The sequence below is a fragment of the Caballeronia zhejiangensis genome (genome assembly GCF_000698575.1).
Classification (GTDB): domain Bacteria; phylum Pseudomonadota; class Gammaproteobacteria; order Burkholderiales; family Burkholderiaceae; genus Caballeronia; species Caballeronia zhejiangensis.
On sequence record NZ_JFHD01000007.1, the window covers coordinates 104,213 to 122,374 of the forward strand.

General features: G+C 64.1%; 18 protein-coding genes. 4 read left to right on the forward strand and 14 right to left on the reverse strand.

The genetic code is table 11. The features are described from left to right. Positions 1-135: 135 nt before the first annotated feature. The 7 genes from flhC to BG60_RS12435 all read right to left on the reverse strand — a co-directional run bounded on the left by flhC (position 136) and on the right by BG60_RS12435 (position 8,157). A complete protein-coding gene (flhC, locus tag BG60_RS12405; protein ID WP_008353370.1) occupies positions 136-807 on the reverse strand; it encodes a flagellar transcriptional regulator FlhC in 672 nt (223 codons plus the stop codon). An 18-nt stretch (positions 808-825) separates the two neighbouring features. Further along, positions 826-1,143 (reverse strand): flagellar transcriptional regulator FlhD, encoded by a 318-nt coding sequence (gene flhD / locus BG60_RS12410; protein WP_008353371.1) that lies wholly within the window; start codon positions 1,141-1,143, stop codon positions 826-828. 538 nt (positions 1,144-1,681) lie between these two features. Further along, positions 1,682-2,764, reverse strand: coding sequence for a purine-nucleoside phosphorylase (locus tag BG60_RS12415; protein WP_033536139.1), 1,083 nt, complete (start codon positions 2,762-2,764; stop codon positions 1,682-1,684). A 98-nt stretch (positions 2,765-2,862) separates the two neighbouring features. After that, positions 2,863-5,418, reverse strand: coding sequence for a mechanosensitive ion channel domain-containing protein (locus BG60_RS12420; protein WP_033536138.1), 2,556 nt, complete (start codon positions 5,416-5,418; stop codon positions 2,863-2,865). A 145-nt stretch (positions 5,419-5,563) separates the two neighbouring features. Further along, positions 5,564-6,490 carry a cation diffusion facilitator family transporter gene (locus BG60_RS12425; RefSeq protein WP_008353375.1) on the reverse strand — a complete coding sequence of 309 codons (927 nt, stop codon included), beginning with the start codon at positions 6,488-6,490 and terminating at the stop codon, positions 5,564-5,566. A 15-nt stretch (positions 6,491-6,505) separates the two neighbouring features. Continuing rightward, a complete protein-coding gene (gene selD / locus BG60_RS12430; protein WP_008353377.1) occupies positions 6,506-7,561 on the reverse strand; it encodes a selenide, water dikinase SelD in 1,056 nt (351 codons plus the stop codon). Positions 7,562-7,593: 32 nt separating this feature from the next. Beyond that, complete coding sequence (locus BG60_RS12435) at positions 7,594-8,157, reverse strand: putative glycolipid-binding domain-containing protein (RefSeq protein WP_033536168.1); 564 nt, start codon at positions 8,155-8,157, stop codon at positions 7,594-7,596. Positions 8,158-8,393: 236 nt separating this feature from the next. On the opposite strand from BG60_RS12435, the gene BG60_RS12440 reads away from it, so the two are divergent. Next, positions 8,394-8,816 carry a BspC domain-containing protein gene (locus tag BG60_RS12440; protein ID WP_008353380.1) on the forward strand — a complete coding sequence of 141 codons (423 nt, stop codon included), beginning with the start codon at positions 8,394-8,396 and terminating at the stop codon, positions 8,814-8,816. 6 nt (positions 8,817-8,822) lie between these two features. Here the strand turns inward: BG60_RS12440 and BG60_RS12445 are convergent, their stop codons facing one another. Further along, positions 8,823-9,347: an RrF2 family transcriptional regulator gene (locus BG60_RS12445; RefSeq protein WP_008353382.1), complete on the reverse strand. Its 525-nt coding sequence runs from the start codon at positions 9,345-9,347 to the stop codon at positions 8,823-8,825. 399 nt (positions 9,348-9,746) lie between these two features. On the opposite strand from BG60_RS12445, the gene BG60_RS12455 reads away from it, so the two are divergent. Next, positions 9,747-9,971, forward strand: coding sequence for a hypothetical protein (locus tag BG60_RS12455; protein WP_008353384.1), 225 nt, complete (start codon positions 9,747-9,749; stop codon positions 9,969-9,971). Between the two features lie 67 nt (positions 9,972-10,038). On the opposite strand, the gene BG60_RS12460 is transcribed toward BG60_RS12455, so the two are convergent. The 5 genes from BG60_RS12460 to BG60_RS12475 form a co-directional block, all read right to left on the reverse strand. Continuing rightward, positions 10,039-10,830 carry an anti-sigma factor family protein gene (locus BG60_RS12460; RefSeq protein WP_081851847.1) on the reverse strand — a complete coding sequence of 264 codons (792 nt, stop codon included), beginning with the start codon at positions 10,828-10,830 and terminating at the stop codon, positions 10,039-10,041. Further along, a complete protein-coding gene (locus tag BG60_RS12465; protein WP_008353386.1) occupies positions 10,827-11,351 on the reverse strand; it encodes an RNA polymerase sigma factor in 525 nt (174 codons plus the stop codon). The genes BG60_RS12460 and BG60_RS12465 overlap by 4 nt, the downstream gene beginning before the upstream one ends. A 46-nt stretch (positions 11,352-11,397) precedes the next feature. After that, positions 11,398-11,538 (reverse strand): hypothetical protein, encoded by a 141-nt coding sequence (locus BG60_RS38700; protein WP_160172887.1) that lies wholly within the window; start codon positions 11,536-11,538, stop codon positions 11,398-11,400. Between the two features lie 74 nt (positions 11,539-11,612). Continuing rightward, a complete protein-coding gene (locus BG60_RS12470; RefSeq protein WP_033536167.1) occupies positions 11,613-11,993 on the reverse strand; it encodes a COG4315 family predicted lipoprotein in 381 nt (126 codons plus the stop codon). A 165-nt stretch (positions 11,994-12,158) separates the two neighbouring features. Beyond that, complete coding sequence (locus tag BG60_RS12475) at positions 12,159-13,145, reverse strand: AraC family transcriptional regulator (protein ID WP_008353388.1); 987 nt, start codon at positions 13,143-13,145, stop codon at positions 12,159-12,161. 219 nt (positions 13,146-13,364) lie between these two features. Here BG60_RS12475 and BG60_RS12480 point away from each other — a divergent pair, with 219 nt between their 5' ends. Together BG60_RS12480 and BG60_RS12485 are read left to right on the forward strand one after the other, a co-directional pair. Continuing rightward, the gene (locus BG60_RS12480; protein ID WP_008353389.1) at positions 13,365-14,417 is read left to right on the forward strand and encodes an aldo/keto reductase; all 1,053 of its coding nucleotides are present in this window, start codon (positions 13,365-13,367) and stop codon (positions 14,415-14,417) included. Between the two features lie 186 nt (positions 14,418-14,603). Continuing rightward, positions 14,604-15,785 (forward strand): 4-hydroxybenzoate 3-monooxygenase, encoded by a 1,182-nt coding sequence (locus tag BG60_RS12485; RefSeq protein WP_008353390.1) that lies wholly within the window; start codon positions 14,604-14,606, stop codon positions 15,783-15,785. Between the two features lie 48 nt (positions 15,786-15,833). Here BG60_RS12485 and BG60_RS12490 read toward each other — a convergent pair whose 3' ends face one another. After that, entirely contained in the window at positions 15,834-18,041 is a 2,208-nt protein-coding gene (locus tag BG60_RS12490; RefSeq protein WP_235366214.1) for an amylo-alpha-1,6-glucosidase, read from the reverse strand. Between the last annotated feature and the right edge of the window lie 121 nt (positions 18,042-18,162).

The window sequence follows — 18,162 nt, forward strand, 5'->3', positions numbered from 1 at the left end:
AAAGCCCGGCACGCCAATCGGCGCCGGGCTATGGATTCGGGAAAACGGACGAGAAGTAAAACGCGGTAGCGGCGAGCCGGACATCCACCATCCTCGCGGACAGTCCCCGGAAGGAACGCCGGCGGCCGCTACCGCCTAAGCAGCCTGTGCGACCAGGCTAGCTCGTTGCGGCTGTAACGCCGCTACTGCCGCTACGTTAGCGAGTACCGTGTGCTCCGCATGCTCCGGCACTTCGTTCTTCGACATCACTACCTCCAGCGCGGCTTCTTTGCTGGCCTGTTTCGCGGCCGCCGCTTTCTTGGTCTTCCCCGCGCGTGACGGCGGCTGGCAGGCCCCGCACACCACGTTGTTCTGCAAATCATGTTTGTGTGCGACAAACTTCCCGGTGCAGCGGCAGCAAGCCGTCATCTGCAGCATGCCCGCGTCGAAGAAGCGCACAAGAGTCCAGGCCCGCGTAAGATCGAGTACCGCCTCGGCGCCGCTATGGTTGCAGTGCTCGAGATACAGCCGATACCCCTTGGTCAACGCATCGAGATGCGAACAGCCGGCTTCGTTCTTCAGGAACGTATAGGTGTTATAGAAAAGCGATGCGTGGATATTGGCGAGCCACGTCATGTACCAGTCGGCCGAGAACGGCAGCATGCCCTTCGGCGGCGACACGCCCTTCACTTCGCGATACAGGCGGATCATGCGATCGCGCGAGAGCGTGAGTTCGCTCTCCAGCACTTGCATGCGCGCGCCGAGCTCGATCAGCGCGATGGCGCGGAACACTTCCTGGGCGTCTTCAGTGAGGCTCTTCTTCAGCATGGCTCGCTCCGTCATCACTTAAGCGAACTGTTCGGCCGGCTGGCCAGCCAGCAGGATTGCCGCGTGCGTCGGCGCGATGTCCGCGTTCTTCGCGGGCTGCACCAAGGCCGACAGCATCGTGTGATCGTTGAAGCGGAATGCGCAAAGCAGGTTATCCGACGACGCGAGCTTGACGACCTGTGCGAGCGTGAGCCCCGACAGCAGATCGGCGAGTTCCGCCGACAGACCGAGCCGGAACATGCCGATGGCGCGGTCTTCGCGCAGCAGACGCTGCGCGAGCATGATGTACGACAAATTGATTTCCCGGATCGATTCCAGCGTTTCGCGACCGTTCATGGTTGCAACTTCCAGTAAATCCCCGATTTCCCGCCGGCTTTTTGCCGATGTCTTTTTTGTGCCTCACCGGACTCGTTCTGCCCGGCTACGTACCGCGTAATCTTTGTTTCAGTGCGTTACATCTTGTAACAACCACTGTGAGACGGATTCTAAGAACTGTCTGAACCTAAAGCAAGAGTGTCTCAATAATATTTTGTTGCAAACAACACTTTAGGTCGGTAATTTTTTCGGTCTGGAGAATTTGACCGATTCTTTGATCCGGTGCGTATTTGTCTAACGTTTGCGAGGTCCGCCCGGCGCGGCTTCGTTTTTATCTTAATAATCGCCTTCCGCGCCATATAACGGGCATTTACGGGATTCCGTTGACGCCAAGACCCAGCTTTTATTCGCCATTCATCGGACGTGAAAGAGCAAAAAAATGCCGCGAAATCGGCGATTACCGATCCGCGGCAGGTTAGGTAATAGTTACTTGGTCGCAGTAACAGAGTTGTTACTGCCAGAAACATGGCCTTGTTACCGGCTTTGTAACGCCGTGGCGTTACTTTTGCGGGATGCCTTTGCGCCAGGCGCCCCAATGTGTAACAACCTCCTGTATGAATGGATTGCCCGTTCGATACAGGTTTTCGATGGCCGGCGCAAAGCCGCCCTGATCGGCGTAATTGAGCAGATTGTCCGAAGCGGCTTGCCCTTCGTACGGCCGGTCGAAGTCCGATCCGGCGCGCAGCACCGCCACGCGCGACAGATCCACCCGTTTCACGCTCGCCGCGCGCTTGAGCGCCTCGTACGTCGCGTTGTCTTCCTGTTGCGTCGTGCAATAGACACCGCGCCCGTCGGTCAGGAGGCGCGTCCACTCCCTCGCCCGCTCGCCGATATATTTGCCGGACCACCACGTATCGCCGGCGAGCGTGTCGCACTGGATCACGCGCGGCGGCTGGTTGGCCGGCGCGTAGTTGAATTTCGCGCGCGCGACTTTCGCCTGATCGCTGTCCGAGAGCGTGACGTTGCGCGAGATCGCGAAGGCCGCATCCGCAAGCGATGCATTGAGCGCGAACGCCTCCGTCCGATAGTCGAGCGGCGGTTTCTCGTACGGACTTTTCGTGTTGATGCCGAGGAAACCCGAAGGCCAGTCGGCGGGCTTCTCGCGCGCGTCGAGTTCCCATTGAATGCCGAAATCGACGAGATACTTCGCCCAGGCTGCCGAGCCGACCGTGCCCTGCTTCGGATCGATACCGGCGATGCCCGCGACGAGAAAATACGTGTGCCGCAGATTGAAGCGGTCGGAGAATGCCAGCGCCATCATCGACGCGGCCGCGTTGGTGTGACCCATGCCCGTCGTGATGACGCAGACATCGTCGCGATTGCAATTGACCTCGGGATAATCCGGCGACAGTCCCGGCACCTTGATCGCCTGCCACGGACCGAGCTTGTCGAGCCAGACCTGGCCCTCGGGGCCGAACATCGTGACGATCATCACTTTGACGTGGCGGCCGCCTTCGGGGCCGCTGTCATCGGATGGCTGGGCGAACGCGCAACCTGTCAGGGTCGCGAGGCCGGCGGCGAACAGTGACGCACAGGCGGTTTTTCTGAGCTTTATCGATCGTGACGCGCGGAGTTTTCTCATGGCGAGCGGATCCTCGTAAGGGTTCGACCTTCGAAAGAAGACCGCGCCCGGCCAGGGCGCGGTCAACCCGCACGATTATAGGAGCGCTAACCGAAAACTCAGGTGCCGCTTTGCGATGAGCGCGGCGGCGGCGCGTTCGACGCGACGTTCGCCGAACCCGCCGCCTCGCCCGTCGGATGCTGCGCGGCCTTCGACGGCTCGCCGCGCTGATCCGCGCCCGCCTCGTCCGCGTCCTGAACGCCTTCCGGGCCGCCTTCCTGATTGCCGCCGTTCACGATCACGAAGTTGCGCTGCGGATTCGCGATCTCGATGCCGCGCGCCGTGAACTCGTTGAGAATGCGCCGGTTGAACTCGCGCTGCACCGGCCAGCGCGCGCTGTCGCGGCACTGGATCTGGCCGGCGAGCGTGACGGTCGAGCCGTCGACGGCATCGACGCCCCAGAAACTGAAGTCGGAGAGAATGCCGTCGCGGAACGCTTCGTCGTCACGCAAGGCGGCGCCGATTTCCTTCAGCGTCGAAATGGCGAGATCGACGTCCTGACCGAGTGCGATCGAGACGCGCACCGCTGCATTGCCGATGCCGCGATTCGTGTTGTTCACCGTCGAGACCGAACTGAACGGCACGGTGTAGAGCGAGCCGTCGCCGCCGCGCAAGCGCACCGTGCGAATCGACAGATATTCGACCGTGCCCGACACGCCCGCGAGCGTCACCCAGTCGCCGACCTGCATCGCGTTTTCCATCAGCAGGAAGATGCCTGTGATGAGATCCTGCACGAGCTTCTGCGAGCCGAAGCCGAGCGCCACGCCGAAGATGCTCGCACTCGCGAGCAAGGGCGCGGTGTTCACGCCGAGTTCCGAAAGGCCCGTCAGCACGACGACCATCGCGATCACGATGAAAAGGCCGGTACGCATCATCGGCAGCAGCGTGCGCAGGCGCGCGGCGCGCAGACGCTCGCCGCTCGCGGTCCATTGTTCGAGCCGCCGTTCGACGACGATGTTCGCCGCTTCCCACACGAGCACGGCGAACACGGCCGCGATCACGATGGTGACGAGCGCCGACGCGAGCCGGTTGCCGACGCCGCCCGACGTGAAGAAATGCACGATATCGACGTGCCACACCTGCAGCAGCGCGACCACGGTGATGACGGAAATCAGCGCCTGCACGATACGCCGCAGCGCCGGGTAATAGCGATACGCGCGACGCCGCGCGATCGACTCGCCGGCGAGATCCTCTTCGTCGTTCTGATGGAAAACGCGGCCGAGCGCGCCGAACGCGACGATCGCGAGCACGCGCGCGCCGACCAGCACGAGCAAGGACACGCCGCCGAGATGAAACAGCGTGCGGTAGCCGTTCTGCACGTCGAGCGCCCACACGAACCACAGCGCGATCACGAAGAAGATCGCGACGCCCGCCCAGATATCGGCGAACCACGCGCCGACCAATCTCACCGAGCGGTTCGAACGCGCGCGCTGCCGGATGCGCTCCGCCACCGAATTGCGGCTCTGGAAGATCACGAATGCGATCATCAGATGCACGATCAGCAGCGTGACCTTCAGCACCGCGATGCGCGCATCGCCCGACAGGCCGATCGGTTCGCCGGCATTGGCGAGCGCGATGCCCGCGCCGGCGGTGCACACGATGCGCCGCACCCAACGATGCGTGTACGCGGCGGCGGCATCGCGCATCTGGATGAGGCGCAGTCCGGGCGCACGCGGCGCGACGAAAAAGCCGCTCACGATCACGACGGCGCGGCACGCCAGATAGACGTCGATGAGCGAGCCCGCGACGCGCGCCTCGGCCGTGTTGTCGTCGATGAGGATCGACATCAGCAACGTCACCACGCCGATGAACACGATCAGCGGAACCAGCGACAGCAAGCCGTACAGGAGCGCGCTCGGCAGGCGCTGCAACAGCGTCCAGTGACGCGCGGCGTGACGCTGGCCGCGCGCGGTGTCCGCCTTGCGCTCGGCGAGATGCATCGCGGTGGCGTCGCCGGTTTGCGCGGCGGCGTCTTCCGCGCGCTCGGCGGCGTGCTGTTCGCGCACGAGGTCGGGATCCTGCTCCTCAGCATCGGCGACGCCGCGTGCCGCGATCCGGGCGCGCGGGCGCTTCAGCAGGCGCAAGCACAAGAATTCGAGCAGCAACGCGGGAATCAGCGAGGCCAGCACGGTCCACATGACATGGCCGATGAGCGCGCGCCCCGCGTCGCTCGACGTACGGTCGCGCCACCACGAAATCACGGAGCCGAAATCGAGCAGCGCGACGGTCGAATGCCGCAGCCCCGCGCCGATCTCGACAAGCCAGTGCCCCGCCTGCCGCGACAATTGCGACGCGAGCCCATTCGCGGTCAACGAATGCGCGAGCACGCCCGATGCGCCCGATGCCGGCGCCGCGGACGATGCCGCCTGCGGCGCGCTCGCGGGCGCGGCCAGCGCGCCGGCCGCGGCGATCGCGCGCAACGTATCCGCGACTTGCGAACGGCGCGCGGGATCGTTGAGCACGGCAAGCGCATCGCGCGCCTGCTGCGGCGTCAGCGCGACCGCCGGCTGCGACGCGTGCTGCGCGGAAGCGGCTGCGGCGAACGAGGACTGGGAAAAGATCGGGAGAACGCTCGCCACGGCGACGAGCAGCACTGCAAGGAGCAATTTGCGCATGGGTCGGATGAAGATCACAGAATTTCAGGGACTCGATGCGGACGACGCGCACGCCATATGCTAGCGCGATGACGTCCGCGCGGCAGGAGCGGTCCCGGACGACCCTGAAAGCCGTAGCACGCCGCGCTCCTGGCCTGCCCTCGCCTCAGGCGGCCGTCGGCTCGCCGCGATCGCGTGCTACGTCGGGTTCGAAGAACACCCAGCGCACTTGCGGAAAGGCGCGCTGCAGATCGTCTTCGATGATGTTGATCGCATCGATCATCGCGCCGCCGCTGGCGTAATCGATCATTTCGGCCTGCACTGCCACCACGACGTGCTTGCCCCATTGCAGCGTAATGAGGCTGATGATGCGCGTGATTTCCGGGCGCGTGCGCAAGTGCGCGTCGATCGCCTTGCGTACTTCCGGGCTCGCCGATTCGCCGACGATCATCGACTTCACTTCACGCGCAACGAGAAACGCGATGATCATCAGCAGCACGCCGACGCCGATCGAGCCGGCGGCGTCGTAGGCCGGGTTGCCGGTGAGCATCGTCATGAGCACGGCGGCGAACGCGATCGCAAGGCCGAGCAGCGCCGCGACGTCCTCGCCGGCGACGACGAGCAATTCCGATTCGCGCGTTTCGCGAAACCATCGCCATAAGGTTTTGTTCGGCGCGCCCTTGCGGATTTCGCGGATCGCGCCCGCGAGCGAAAAGGCTTCGAGCACGACGGAGATGCCGAGAATCACGAGCGCGACGATCGGGTTCGACAACGGCTCGTGATGCATCAACCGATGCGCGCCCTCGTACACAGAGAACGCTCCGCCGACGAAGAACAGCAGCAGCGCGACGATGAGCGCGTAGAAATAGATTTCGCGCCCGGAGCCGAGCGGATGCAGCGCGTTCGCGGGCGCCTGCGCGCGCTTCAGGCCAAAGAGCAGCAACAGTTGGTTGCCGCAATCGGCCGTGGAATGGATGGCTTCGGCGAACATCGCGCCCGAGCCGGTGAAGGCAGCCGCCCCGAACTTGCAGACGGCGATGCCGAAATTCGCGGCGAGCGCGTAGAAAATGGCTTTCGGGGATTCTTCCTTCATGCGTTTCGAGTTTGTTTAGCTGACGTCGACGTGGCCCCGGCCGTCCACCATTTCGCCGATGATCGTCGCGTCGTGAAAGCCGTCCGCGCGGAAGATCGCGAGCACGTCGTTCACGGCATGCGGGGCGCACGACACGAGCAGGCCGCCCGAGGTCTGCGGATCGGTCAGCAAGGCGCGGGCCTCCTCACCTTCCTTGCCTTCGACGTTCAACGAGATGTGGTCGCCATACGCGCTCCAGTTGCGTCCCGACGCGCCCGTGTAGATGCCCGCGCGCACGAATTCGCGCACCTGCGGCAGCCACGGCAGATCGGCGTAACGGATGCGCGCCGTCAGTTGCGCGCCGCGCGCGAGTTCGAGCGTGTGACCGAGCAGGCCGAAACCGGTGACATCGGTGAGCGCGTGCACGCCCTCGAGCTGCGCCAGTTCCGCGCCGGGACGATTGAGCTTGGTGGTCGCGTCGATCATCGCCCTGTAGCCCGCCGCGTCGAGCTTGTCCTTCTTCAGCGCCGCCGACAGCACGCCGACGCCGAGCGGCTTGCCGAGCACGAGCACGTCGCCCGAGCGCGCGGCCGCGTTGCGCTTCACGCGCGACGGATGCACGATGCCGAGCGCCGCAAGCCCGTAGATCGGCTCGACCGAATCGATCGAATGGCCGCCCGCCACCGGAATGCCCGCTTCCGCGCACACCGCTTCGCCGCCCTTCAGCACTTGCGCGATGACTTCATGCGGCAGCACGTTGATCGGCATGCCGACGAGCGCGAGCGCGAGAATCGGCTTGCCGCCCATCGCGTAGACGTCGGAGAGCGCGTTGGTCGCGGCGATGCGGCCGAAGTCGAATGGATCGTCGACGATCGGCATGAAGAAGTCCGTCGTCGCGACGATCGCCTGCTCGTCGTTGAGCTTGTAGACGGCGGCATCGTCGGCGGTGTCGTTGCCGACCAGAAGATTCGGGAACGCGGGCAGCGGCGTCGCGCGCTTGAGCAGGTCGGCGAGCACGCCGGGCGCGATCTTGCAGCCGCAGCCGCCGCCGTGGGACAGGCTCGTGAGCCGGGGGGAAGTCGTGTCGGTCATAGTGGAAATCGGTTGAGGCGAATGTCTGCGTATTATCGCCGGATGCGCGTGAAGAGGCCGGGATAGTCGATCACGAGGCCGTCTTCGTCGACGGTGATATCCGCCGTGAAGCCCGTGTCGAGCCCTTCGTAACGATAGCGACAATCCGGCTCGATGCACGTATAAGCCTGCTCCACCGCGCTCACGCCGAGCTCGGGCACGCGCACATAAGCGACGCGAATCACGCGCCGTTCGCCGCGTTCGAGTTTCAGGCGGCGGATGGGCAGCGTGTTGGTGAAAGGCGTCGCGGTGATGTCCACGTCGATACAGCCGCGCAGCGCCTCGAGCGGCTCGCCGTTCGCATCGGTCCATGCGTGCGCGTCGCCGTTGTCGCCGTCCCTGCGATGCAGATCGAGCGATGCGCCGCCCGCGAGCTTCAGCGCGAGCCGCGTCACTTGCCAGCGCGCATCGCATTCGATGCGATACACGAGACCGAAGGCACACGCTTCGTCTTCGCCCACGACCGCGCTTTCGATCACGATGCCATCGCGCGTTTCATCGAGAACGAGATGCTCGAGCCCTGAGCCGTCTCGTTGCGACCATCGCACCGCTTTCATTGGGCACCTCGTTCGCGTGTTTATCGGCATCAAAGGATACATCGCTGCGGGCGAGGCTTTCGATCGGCATTCGACCTGCGCGAATCGCTCGACGTCACAAAACGTCACACGGTATACTTCGCGCCATTCCTGCGCAGGCGCGCGCACCGCACGTTCAGCGCCATTCACGCGATCCGTGCTCCGGCGATCCGCGCTCTGCCCGAACATCTCCGAACGCCCTTTTCATCGCCCATCGCATGAAGAACATTCTTGCTCCCGCCCTGGCCGCGCTCGCTTTGTCGGCGTCGATGTTTCAGCTCGTCCAGGCGCAGGAAACGCCGGACGTGCCCGAGGATTATTCGTATCTGACGAGGCTTCACGTACCGGATGCCGTCGCGCAATGTGTCGCCGCATTCGATCGCTGGGTGGAGAACGCGCCGAAGTACGACACGCTCATCGTGCCCGACCGCCGCGTGCTCTCCGCGAAGATCGACGACGATACTACGATCTTCAGTGTCGGCAACCCGATTCCGGTCGATCAGGTCATCGTGATGCGCGCGTTCGCGAAGGCGCGCGGCAAGGAGCAATGGACGCGCGTAGATAGCCGCTGCGGCGTGCGCGCCGGACATGTGGTCGGCGTATCGCTCACGCCGAACATGAAGCCGAAGATCGTCCGCTAAAGTCTTTCAGCGCTTGGCCGCGCGGCGCTGGTCCGTGCGCCCGCCGAGCCATTTGACGACCTGCGGCCCGAACGTGCGCGGCGCTTTCGCATGCATGCGCCCGGAGAGATCCGCCAGCCGATCCGCCGCGAGCGCTTCACGCATGCGCTTTTCGGCGTTCTTCATCACCGCGTGAACCGCGCATACGCCGCTCGTCGCCCAAGGCGGCGCGTCGTCGCCGAACACGGCGCAGCGCGCGCGAATCTCCCTGCATTCGAAGAGAGGCTTGTCGCCGTCGATTGCGTCGACGACATCGAGCACGCTGATTTCCTTCGACGGACGCGCGAGCGCGAAACCTCCGCGCGCCCCTTCCGTCGCGACGACGAGTCCCGCCTTGTGCAGCTTCGTGAAGAGCTTCGCGACGTATTCCGCAGGCACGCCCTGCAATTCCGCCAGATCGCGCACGCTCGCCTCGCGCACGCCGTGTGGCGGCTCCGCGAGATACAGCATGCAGTGCAGCGCGTACTCGACGCCCGTGCTGATGTGAGACATGTTCACTCCGACATTTCGAATCGGAGTTCAGAATAGCGCGTCCTGCATCCGCCGTACAACGGCGCACGACGGAGCTTGTAGACGCCCGTCGCGAATATTTCAGATTACACGTTTGCTTACAAACGAACACGGCTTGTCATTTTGCGAACCGCTAAATTGGTCTCCATGGATTCACACGGAGAAACCCATGAAGAAACTAGCGATCCTTGCAGCGTTGAGCGTGTTGTTGGGTAGCGCGCTATCGGGCTGCATCGTCGTGCCGGACGGCGGCGGTTATCACCATCATCACGATTACTACCGTTGATAAGCCGGTCCTGAACCACACGCCAAAGTTTGGCCGAACTGCGACCAATCGACTCGCGGTTTCACCGCCAGGCAAACGACCAAGGAGCACACATCATGAACAAGACGAAGAAAAGCCTGTTGATCGCTTCCCTTGCCGCCGCGCTGGGCATGGGTCTCGCAAACGCGGCGTCGGCGGACGTTCACCACGGTCCCACGCATCGCGTGACGGTCGGCTGGCATGGCGAGCGCTACTGGGACGGTCATCGTTACTGGCAGCGTCAGGAATGGGAACGCCATCATCACCATGTCGCGCCGCCTCCGCCGCATCGCTATCGATAAGCACGATCGCGCATGAGAAAGGCCGCAACGATCACGCATCGTTGCGGCCTTTTTATGGATTCCCGGCTCACCAGTTCTTCGGATCGCCGCCCAGCTCCTTGCAGGTGTCATAGGCGATTGCCTGCAGCTTTTCCTCGCCGATCTGCCCCGAAAGCGCATAGCCGACGCGATTCCACGCCCAATAGAACGTGGTGCGTTGTCCGTCCTTCAGCGTGCGGATCTTGCTGTCGTTGCGCCTGATCGTGGCGGTCGTCATGTAGAGCGTGAGGCGCTCGCCCGCCGCGTTCTGATACATGAACTGCGCGGCCGGACCCTCTTCGTCCGGCAACAGGCGTCCGCCGACGAGCTGAAATCCGTACTCGGCCAGCGACGGAATCGTCACCGCGCGATTCAGCCGCTTCGAGAGCCAGGTGACGAGATGATCTTGCTGCGACGCCGCCACTTCCACCGCGTGCCGCTGCTCGGGCGCGTACACGGCATACGCGATATCCGCGCGTTCCGCGAAGCGCGGCTTGTCGCCGAGCGCGGGCAGGAGCATCTGCAACAGGAATCCGCACGCGAGCCCGACGGCCATGAAGCCTGCCGCGATCAGATAACGCTCGCGCGAGCGCGGCCGCAGACGCACGATCTGCGGCTCGCTCTGATCGGCGAAGAGCGCGCGCAACGCATTGTCCTGCGCACGATACGCGGCGACGGTCGCCTCGCTCGCGGGATCGCCCGCGACGCGTTCGGCCACGGCATCGCGCTCATTGCCGGGAAGTTCGTCGTCGATAAAGGCGGACAGCGCCTGCAGATCGCGATCGGGTTTGGGCGGCCCCATACGGTCGCCGCCTTCGGATGGACGGTCTTGATTGGTCATGAGCGGCTCACCACTTTCAGCGACGAAGGCGACGCCTTGCGGCCCGATTCCTCGCCGAGCAGAACGCGCATGTGCTCCCGCGCTCTCGACAAGCGCGACATCACGGTTCCGGTCGGCACATTCAACACCACGGACGCCTCCTGATAACTCATTTCCTCGACACACACGAGCAGCATCACTTCGCGCTGCTCGACCGGCAGACAGTACAGCGCGCGCTGCACGTCGCGCAGCACGAGGCCGTCGACTTCCCCGCGCGGCGCGGCCATCTGCCGCCAGGGCGCGCTTTCGTCGTCGACGGCGATATCGCGGCGACCGCGCAACTGGTCGATATACAGATTGCGCATGATCGTGAACAGCCACGCGCGCAAATTCGTGCCCGCATGAAACGACCGGGCGCGATTGAGCGCGCGCTCGGTCGCGTCCTGCACGAGATCGTCGGCCCAGGCGCGATCGCCCGTCAGCGCGCGCGCGTAGCGGCGCAACTGCGGCAGATGCGCGAGAAGATCGCTCTCGAAGCTCAAGACCGTGCGTCCTCTTGCGTGCGGGGCGAGCCGGAGGCGTTCGCCATCAGTAGCTGCCTCCGCCGGCAGGTCCGCTCGGCGCGCCAGAAGAAGGCGGCGCACTTTGCGTACCGCTCGCGCAGCCCGCTGTGCCGAGCGCGAGCCCGAGCGCGATCAGGAGCGCCGTCACGCCGATCGATCGTTTCATGGTCGTTACCTGTTGATTGAAAGACTGGCGGACTCGCCGATTTATTCCGCGAGCCCGCATCGATGCGAAGGCGCTCAGGGCTTCACGACGTGCCAGACATCGCGGAAATTGTCCCCGTTCTTGTCGCCGGGCTTCGTGTCCTTCGCGAAGCGATAGACGCGCTTGCCGTCATAGGCCCACTGTTTGCCGCCGTCGGCGGATTCCATGGTCCATTTCCCGCTCGGCTTGTCGGAGTCGCTCGCCATCGCGGCGGGCCAGGCCTGCGCACAGCCGCCGCTGCACGCGCTCGGGCCGCCTTTCGTGTCCTTGTCGAAGGTGTAGAGCGTCATGCCGTTTTCATCGACGAACATGCCGTTCGATTCTTTCGGCGCCGCAGCATGCGCGGATGACGCGAGCGAAGCAAAAGCGGTAGCGACGGTTGCGGCAGCGACGAACATCTGGATACGCTTCTTCATTTCATCTTCCTTGTTGTAGAAGTATCCGTAGAACGTTCGGAAGCGCTGCACTATTCCGCGGACGATGAAATAAATCGATGCGGCAGCGCCGTCGCATCGCCTGTCGGCAATCCATTCAAGACCATTCGCGCGCGCTCGGCCAGTGCTTCGTTGAAATTTCGGTGCTCAGGCCCCCGCGGCGGCGGCCGTCGCGTCGCGCCAGCGGCGGGTGTCGCGCAACGGCGGCGCACCGAAAAGCCGGCTGTACTCGCGGCTGAACTGCGATGCGCTTTCATAGCCCACGCGATGCGCGGCGGTGGCGGCATCGACGATATCGAGCATCATCAGGCGGCGCGCCTCCTGAAGCCGCAGCTGCTTCTGGTATTGCAGCGGGCTCATCGCCGTCACCGCCTTGAAATGATGATGCAGCGACGACACGCTCATGTGCACGTCCCGCGCGATGTCCTCCACGCGCAGCGGCTGGTCGAAATGCTGGCGCAGCAACTGGATCGCCTTCGCGATGCGCTGCGTCTGGCTGTCCTGCAGCGCGATCTGCCGCAGACGCGCGCCGGAGCCGTTCATCAGCAGGCGATACAGGATTTCGCGCTTCACGAGCGGCGCGAGGATCGGCACGTCCTCGGGCGTGTCGACGAGCCGCAAAAGGCGCAACACGGCATCGAGCATCGAGTTGCCGAGGCGGTTCACGTAGAGGCCGCGCGAGGCGTCGGTCTGCGTCGCGGGCGGCAGGCTTTCGTCCTGGATCAGCGACGTGATTTCGTCGACATCGAGATCGAGCCGCATGCCGAGATACGGCTCGGACTCGCTCGCCACCGACACCTGCCCGCACACCGGCAGATCCACCGACGACACCAGATAGTGCATCGGATCGTAGATATAGACCTCGTCGCCGACCATGAGGCGCTTGCTGCCCTGCGCGATGAGCGCGAGCGCGGGCGTCTGGATGCCGTGCTTCGGGCCGCCCGGATTCATGATCCGATGCAGGAACAGCCCCGGCACCGGCGTCTCGACCGAGCCTTCGCAACCGATGGTGAAACGGTCGAGCAGCGCGACGAGATCGAGGCGCGCCTGATCCAGCGCGGCGTCATGACGCGTTTCTTTCGGCTGGTCATGACTTTCTTTTCCGGCGAAGCCGGGCGTGTCGTTCAGAGCCATGGTTTGCGGACCATTTTCAAGATGGGAGAAGTCTGGTTAGCTTACTCGCGCGAGCGCGTGATTGCTCGCGCGCGCCCCCAGCGTTTGCAGGAACAGGCAAGGATTGAACAGGATCAGGCTATGAACCCGCCGCGCGCCGGGACGATACTGCATTGTCGGCGCGGACCCTGTCGTGAAGGTCGTGCGATGCCGCGCCATTCCAGTCACTCGGGAGCAACCATGCGTTACAGGAAATTCGGCAACACCGGTCTTTTCGTCTCGGAGCTGTGCTTGGGCACGATGACCTTCGGCGGCGGAACGGGCGGAATCTGGGACAACATCGGTCAGTTGCAGCAGGCGGAAGCCGACAAGCTGATCGGCCGTTCGCTCGATGCGGGCATCAATTTCATCGACACCGCCGACGTCTACGCCGACGGCCGATCCGAAATCATCACCGGCCAGGCGCTGAAGAACCTCAACGTGCCGCGCGAAAACGTGGTCGTCGCGACGAAAATCCTTGGCGAGACCGGCACCAAGGGCGTGAATTCGCGCGGCGCGTCGCGCTATCACATCATCGATGGCGTGAAGGCGAGCCTGAAGCGGCTGCAGCTCGATCACGTCGATCTGTACCAGATTCACGGTTTCGATCCGGCGACGCCGATCGAGGAAACGCTGCGCGCGCTCGATAATCTCGTGCAGCATGGACACGTGCGTTACATCGGCGTTTCGAACTGGGCGGCGTGGCAGATCATGAAGGCGCTCGGTATTTCCGAGCGTCTCGGTCTTGCGCGTTTCGAGTCGCTTCAGGCGTATTACACGGTCGCTGGCCGCGATCTGGAACGCGAAATCGTGCCGCTGCTGCAAAGCGAGAACGTCGGGCTGATGGTCTGGAGTCCGCTCGCGGGCGGCCTGCTTTCGGGCAAGTTCACGCGCGAAGGCGGCAAGGAAGAAGGCAGCCGGCGCACCAAGTTCGACTTCCCGCCGGTCAATGTCGACCGCGCGTACGACTGCGTCGACGTGATGCGCCGCATCGCGGAATCCAAGGGTGTATCGGTCGCGCAGATCGCCCTTGCCTGGCTGCTGCATCAGAAGGTCGTGTCGAGCGTGATCGTCGGCGCGAAACGGATCGAGCAGCTCGACGACAACATCGCGGCGACCAACGTGCGTCTCAACGAAGACGAACTCGCCGCGCTCGATGAGGTGAGCCAGTTGCCGTCGGAATATCCCGGCTGGATGCTCACGCGCCAGGGCGAATATCGACGTAATCAGTTGAAGGAGGAAGCGGCGGAGTAAGGCCGTCCGGCGCGGGCGACCGGCCCGCGCCGGCTAGGGATTTACCCGTACTTCAGGCCATTTTGCCGCGTTTTAGGGGCTTTATCTCCGAATCAGATAGTTCTTATCCTCCCTATCGCGTTGCGGCATAAGGCCGCTCTGCCGACACTGTACGCACAACATCACCACTGCCTCACGGAGACAATCATGCGTACTCAAGTCGGCATCGTCGGCGCCGGCCCGGCCGGGCTTCTTCTCTCGCACCTGCTTCATTTGCGCGGCATCGAATCGGTCGTGCTCGAAGCGCGCAGCCAGAACGACATCGAATCGACGATTCGCGCCGGCGTGCTCGAACAAGGCACGATGGACACGCTCACTCAGGCCGGTCTCGGCGCGCGCATGCAGGCCGAAGGCGCGCTGCACCACGGTTTCGAGCTCGCGTTCGAAGGCCAGCGCCGCCGTATCGCGCTGACCGAGCTCACAGGTCACTCAATCACGGTCTACGCGCAGCACGAAGTCATCAAGGATCTGGTCGCGGCGCGGCTCGCGGCGAACGGCGAGCTGAAGTTCAACGTGTCGAATGTGTCGCTGCACGACTTTCAGGATGGCAGCGATCGCAAGCCGCGCATCAAGTATCAGCACGAAGGCCGCGACGAAGAACTCGAATGCGACTTCATCATCGGCTGCGACGGTTCGCAGGGCGTTTCGCGACAGTCGATTCCCGAAGCGGTGCGGCAGGATTATCAGCGCATCTATCCGTTTGGCTGGTTCGGCATTTTGGTCGAAGCGCCGCCCTCCTCCGATGAACTCATCTACGCGCGGCACGATCGCGGATTCGCGCTCATCAGCACGCGCTCGCCGGGCGTGCAGCGCATGTACTTCCAGTGCGATCCGAAAGATACGGTCGATGCCTGGTCCGACGACCGCATCTGGGCCGAACTGCACGCACGCGTCGATACCGCCGATGGCTGGCAGATCACCGAAGGCAAGATCTTCCAGAAGAACATCGTCGGGATGCGCAGCTTCGTGTCCACGCCGATGCAGTCGGGCAAGCTGTTCCTCGCGGGCGACGCAGCGCATATCGTGCCGCCGACAGGCGCGAAGGGCCTGAACCTCGCCGTGTCGGACGTGCGCGTACTGAACGCCGCGCTTCTCGATTTCTATCAGGAAGGCAACGGCGAGAAGCTCAGCCGCTATACGGAAACGGCATTGAAGCGCGTCTGGCGCGCCGAGCATTTCTCGTGGTGGATGACGCGCATGCTGCACAAGCTGGACGATACGTCGCCGTTCGAGCAGCGCCTGCAGGTGGCCGAACTCGAACATGTGACGACATCGCGCGCGGCCGCCACTGCCCTCGCCGAAAATTACGTGGGCAGCGTCGCGGTATAAGCGCGGACCGGTCGCACGGCGCTTGGTCGGCGCCGTGCGTCGTCGACGTTACAGAACGGCCACGACCCTGACGTCGCCTTCGACGGACGGAATGACCTGCCCGCCGACGCGCCGGAACGTGATCGTCGCGGTCTTGTCGCCGAGCCGCAGATCGCCGATTTCGAGCCAGTCGATGCCTTCGGGCAACTCCGGCCGGTCGATACGCACTTCTTCCTTGACGGCGTCGACGGTCACGCCGAGACACGCTTCCAGAATCATGAAAGGCGCGCCCGCCGCCCACGCCTGCGGCAGACACGCGACCGGATAGGCGATCGGCCGTTCGCCGCGTTGGCGCGTGAATCCGCAGAAAAGCTCCGGCAGACGCATGTCGAACGTGACGGCGGCTTCGAACAGCGACTGCAGCAGTCCCACGGCCGCGCCGCGATCGCCGTAGCGCGCGAGGCCGCGTGCGCAGAGCGCGGTGTCGTGCGGCCATACCGAGCCGTTGTGATACGACATCGGATTGAAGCGCGGCTGCCCCGCCGCAAGCGTCCGCACGCCCCAGCCCGTGTGAAAGAGCGCCGATTCGAGTTGCTTGGCGACAGCCTCGCCGCGTTCGCGTTCGACGAGATCGAACGCGAGCAGATGCCCCGCATTCGACGACAGCACGCGGCATAGCTCGCCCTTGCCATCGAGCGCAATGCCGTAAAAATCCATCTCCGGCATCCAGTACATCTCTTCGACACGCTCGCGAATGTGACGCGCACGCCGCTCGAACTCGCTTGCGTTCTCGCCTTGCCCGCGCTCGCGGGCGAGACGCGCCATCGTGGAAAACGCGGTCGATGCGTAACCCTGGACTTCGACGAGCGAGATCGGGCCGATCGGAAACTTGCCGTCTGCGTGGAAGACCGAATCCTGGCTGTCCTTCCACCCCTGATTCGCCAGACCGTGCTCGGATGCGCGCTGGTAGTCGAGCAGACCGTGCGGATTCTTGTCGCAATGGCGCGCGACCCATTGCGCTGCGAGCTGCAGCGCCGGCCAGATTTCATCGATCAGGGCGGTGTCACCGGTGCGTTCCGCGTATGCGCCCGCCAGCACGATGAAGAGCGGCGTGCTGTCGACGCCGCCGTAATAGAGCGCGAACGGCACTTCGCCGGTTGCCGCCATCTCGCTCTTGCGCGTCTCGTGCATGATCTTGCCGATTTCGGCATCACGGAAAGCGGAGTCTTCACGCGCCTGATTCGCGGCGAGGAAGCGCAGCACGCCGCGCGCGAGCGTCGGATGCAGCCAGAGCATTTGCAGCGACGTGATGATCGCGTCGCGGCCGAACGCCGTCGAGAACCACGGAATGCCAGCGTACGGATAAGGGCCGGTTTCGAGATCGGTGGTGAGCAGCCCGAGATCGGCGAGCGAACGGTCGATCCATTCGCTGAAGAGCGGATTGCTCGAACGCACGCGCGCGCTCGCGCGGCGCCGGTCGCGCATGCGGCGATGCGCCTCCACGAGCGCGTCGCGGATCGCCGGACGGCCCGATTCGGGCGCGCATTCGGCCGCTTCCGCGGCGTTGCGCTTGCTTTGCTCGCTGGCGTCCGAGAGCGCGTGCGTCACGGCCGTCACCGAGAGATACACGGAAATGGCCGTTTCGGACTGGATATGCAGCGCGTAGTCGGCGCGGGTGGGCGAAAGCACGTCCGGCGCGGGCGTGAACTGGATGCGCGCCGTGCGCTCCACCTCGTCGAGGCCGACATAGCGCAACACGACCTCGCCGTTCTCGACGACCGGCGGACGCAAAGCCCCGCGCTTGCCACGTATCGCGCCGCGAACCTCGAACATGTCGAGGAAGTCGGCCTTGAAGGAGATCGACAGCGGCACGGTGGACGGCTCCGTGCCGTAGTTCGTCAGCACGATGCTCTCGTGCAGCACATGCCCCGACAGCACGCGCTTGCGTTCGACGTGGATTACGCCTTCCGGCGTGCGTGCTCCGCCGATGGGCGGCAGCGGGCGGTTGGTCAGGTGCGCGGTAAAGACGGCGTTGTCGCTCGATACGCTGCCCGAAAGCAGCGACGGCGCGCGTCCGCCGAACGTCAGCACGAGCTCCGAAAGCACGCGCGTGTCGTTGACGAAGAGGCCGTCGTCGTCGCCGCGGATATCGCCGTTCGCATCGTAGACGGCGAACGTGTTGCCCGACTTCAGCACGAACTGGCGTTCGCTCGGTATGTTCGGGTGCTCCGTCGGGATGAACGCTTCGTCCGGCAGCTTCGATTGCGACACCTGCATCTGCTGTTGTTGCTGCTGTTGCTGCTGTTCCTGTGTGTTCATTGCACCTTCCTGAAAGTAATCTGAAGGGTTTCGTGAGGCGTTCGGGGGCGCTTACCCGCTGTCATCGACAGCCTTTCGA

Excerpts from the sequence above, each read along its gene's own strand:
- flhC (WP_008353370.1), bottom strand. The coding sequence starts at position 807 with ATGCTGAAGAAGAGCCTCACTGAAGACGCCCAGGAAGTGTTCCGCGCC.
- flhD (WP_008353371.1), bottom strand. The coding sequence starts at position 1,143 with ATGAACGGTCGCGAAACGCTGGAATCGATCCGGGAAATCAATTTGTCG.
- BG60_RS12415 (WP_033536139.1), bottom strand. The coding sequence starts at position 2,764 with ATGAGAAAACTCCGCGCGTCACGATCGATAAAGCTCAGAAAAACCGCC.
- BG60_RS12420 (WP_033536138.1), bottom strand. The coding sequence starts at position 5,418 with ATGCGCAAATTGCTCCTTGCAGTGCTGCTCGTCGCCGTGGCGAGCGTT.
- BG60_RS12425 (WP_008353375.1), bottom strand. The coding sequence starts at position 6,490 with ATGAAGGAAGAATCCCCGAAAGCCATTTTCTACGCGCTCGCCGCGAAT.
- selD (WP_008353377.1), bottom strand. The coding sequence starts at position 7,561 with ATGACCGACACGACTTCCCCCCGGCTCACGAGCCTGTCCCACGGCGGC.
- BG60_RS12435 (WP_033536168.1), bottom strand. The coding sequence starts at position 8,157 with ATGAAAGCGGTGCGATGGTCGCAACGAGACGGCTCAGGGCTCGAGCAT.
- BG60_RS12440 (WP_008353380.1), top strand. The coding sequence starts at position 8,394 with ATGAAGAACATTCTTGCTCCCGCCCTGGCCGCGCTCGCTTTGTCGGCG.
- BG60_RS12445 (WP_008353382.1), bottom strand. The coding sequence starts at position 9,347 with ATGTCTCACATCAGCACGGGCGTCGAGTACGCGCTGCACTGCATGCTG.
- BG60_RS12455 (WP_008353384.1), top strand. The coding sequence starts at position 9,747 with ATGAACAAGACGAAGAAAAGCCTGTTGATCGCTTCCCTTGCCGCCGCG.
- BG60_RS12460 (WP_081851847.1), bottom strand. The coding sequence starts at position 10,830 with ATGACCAATCAAGACCGTCCATCCGAAGGCGGCGACCGTATGGGGCCG.
- BG60_RS38700 (WP_160172887.1), bottom strand. The coding sequence starts at position 11,538 with ATGAAACGATCGATCGGCGTGACGGCGCTCCTGATCGCGCTCGGGCTC.
- BG60_RS12470 (WP_033536167.1), bottom strand. The coding sequence starts at position 11,993 with ATGAAGAAGCGTATCCAGATGTTCGTCGCTGCCGCAACCGTCGCTACC.
- BG60_RS12475 (WP_008353388.1), bottom strand. The coding sequence starts at position 13,145 with ATGGCTCTGAACGACACGCCCGGCTTCGCCGGAAAAGAAAGTCATGAC.
- BG60_RS12480 (WP_008353389.1), top strand. The coding sequence starts at position 13,365 with ATGCGTTACAGGAAATTCGGCAACACCGGTCTTTTCGTCTCGGAGCTG.
- BG60_RS12485 (WP_008353390.1), top strand. The coding sequence starts at position 14,604 with ATGCGTACTCAAGTCGGCATCGTCGGCGCCGGCCCGGCCGGGCTTCTT.
- BG60_RS12490 (WP_235366214.1), bottom strand. The coding sequence starts at position 18,041 with ATGCAGGTGTCGCAATCGAAGCTGCCGGACGAAGCGTTCATCCCGACG.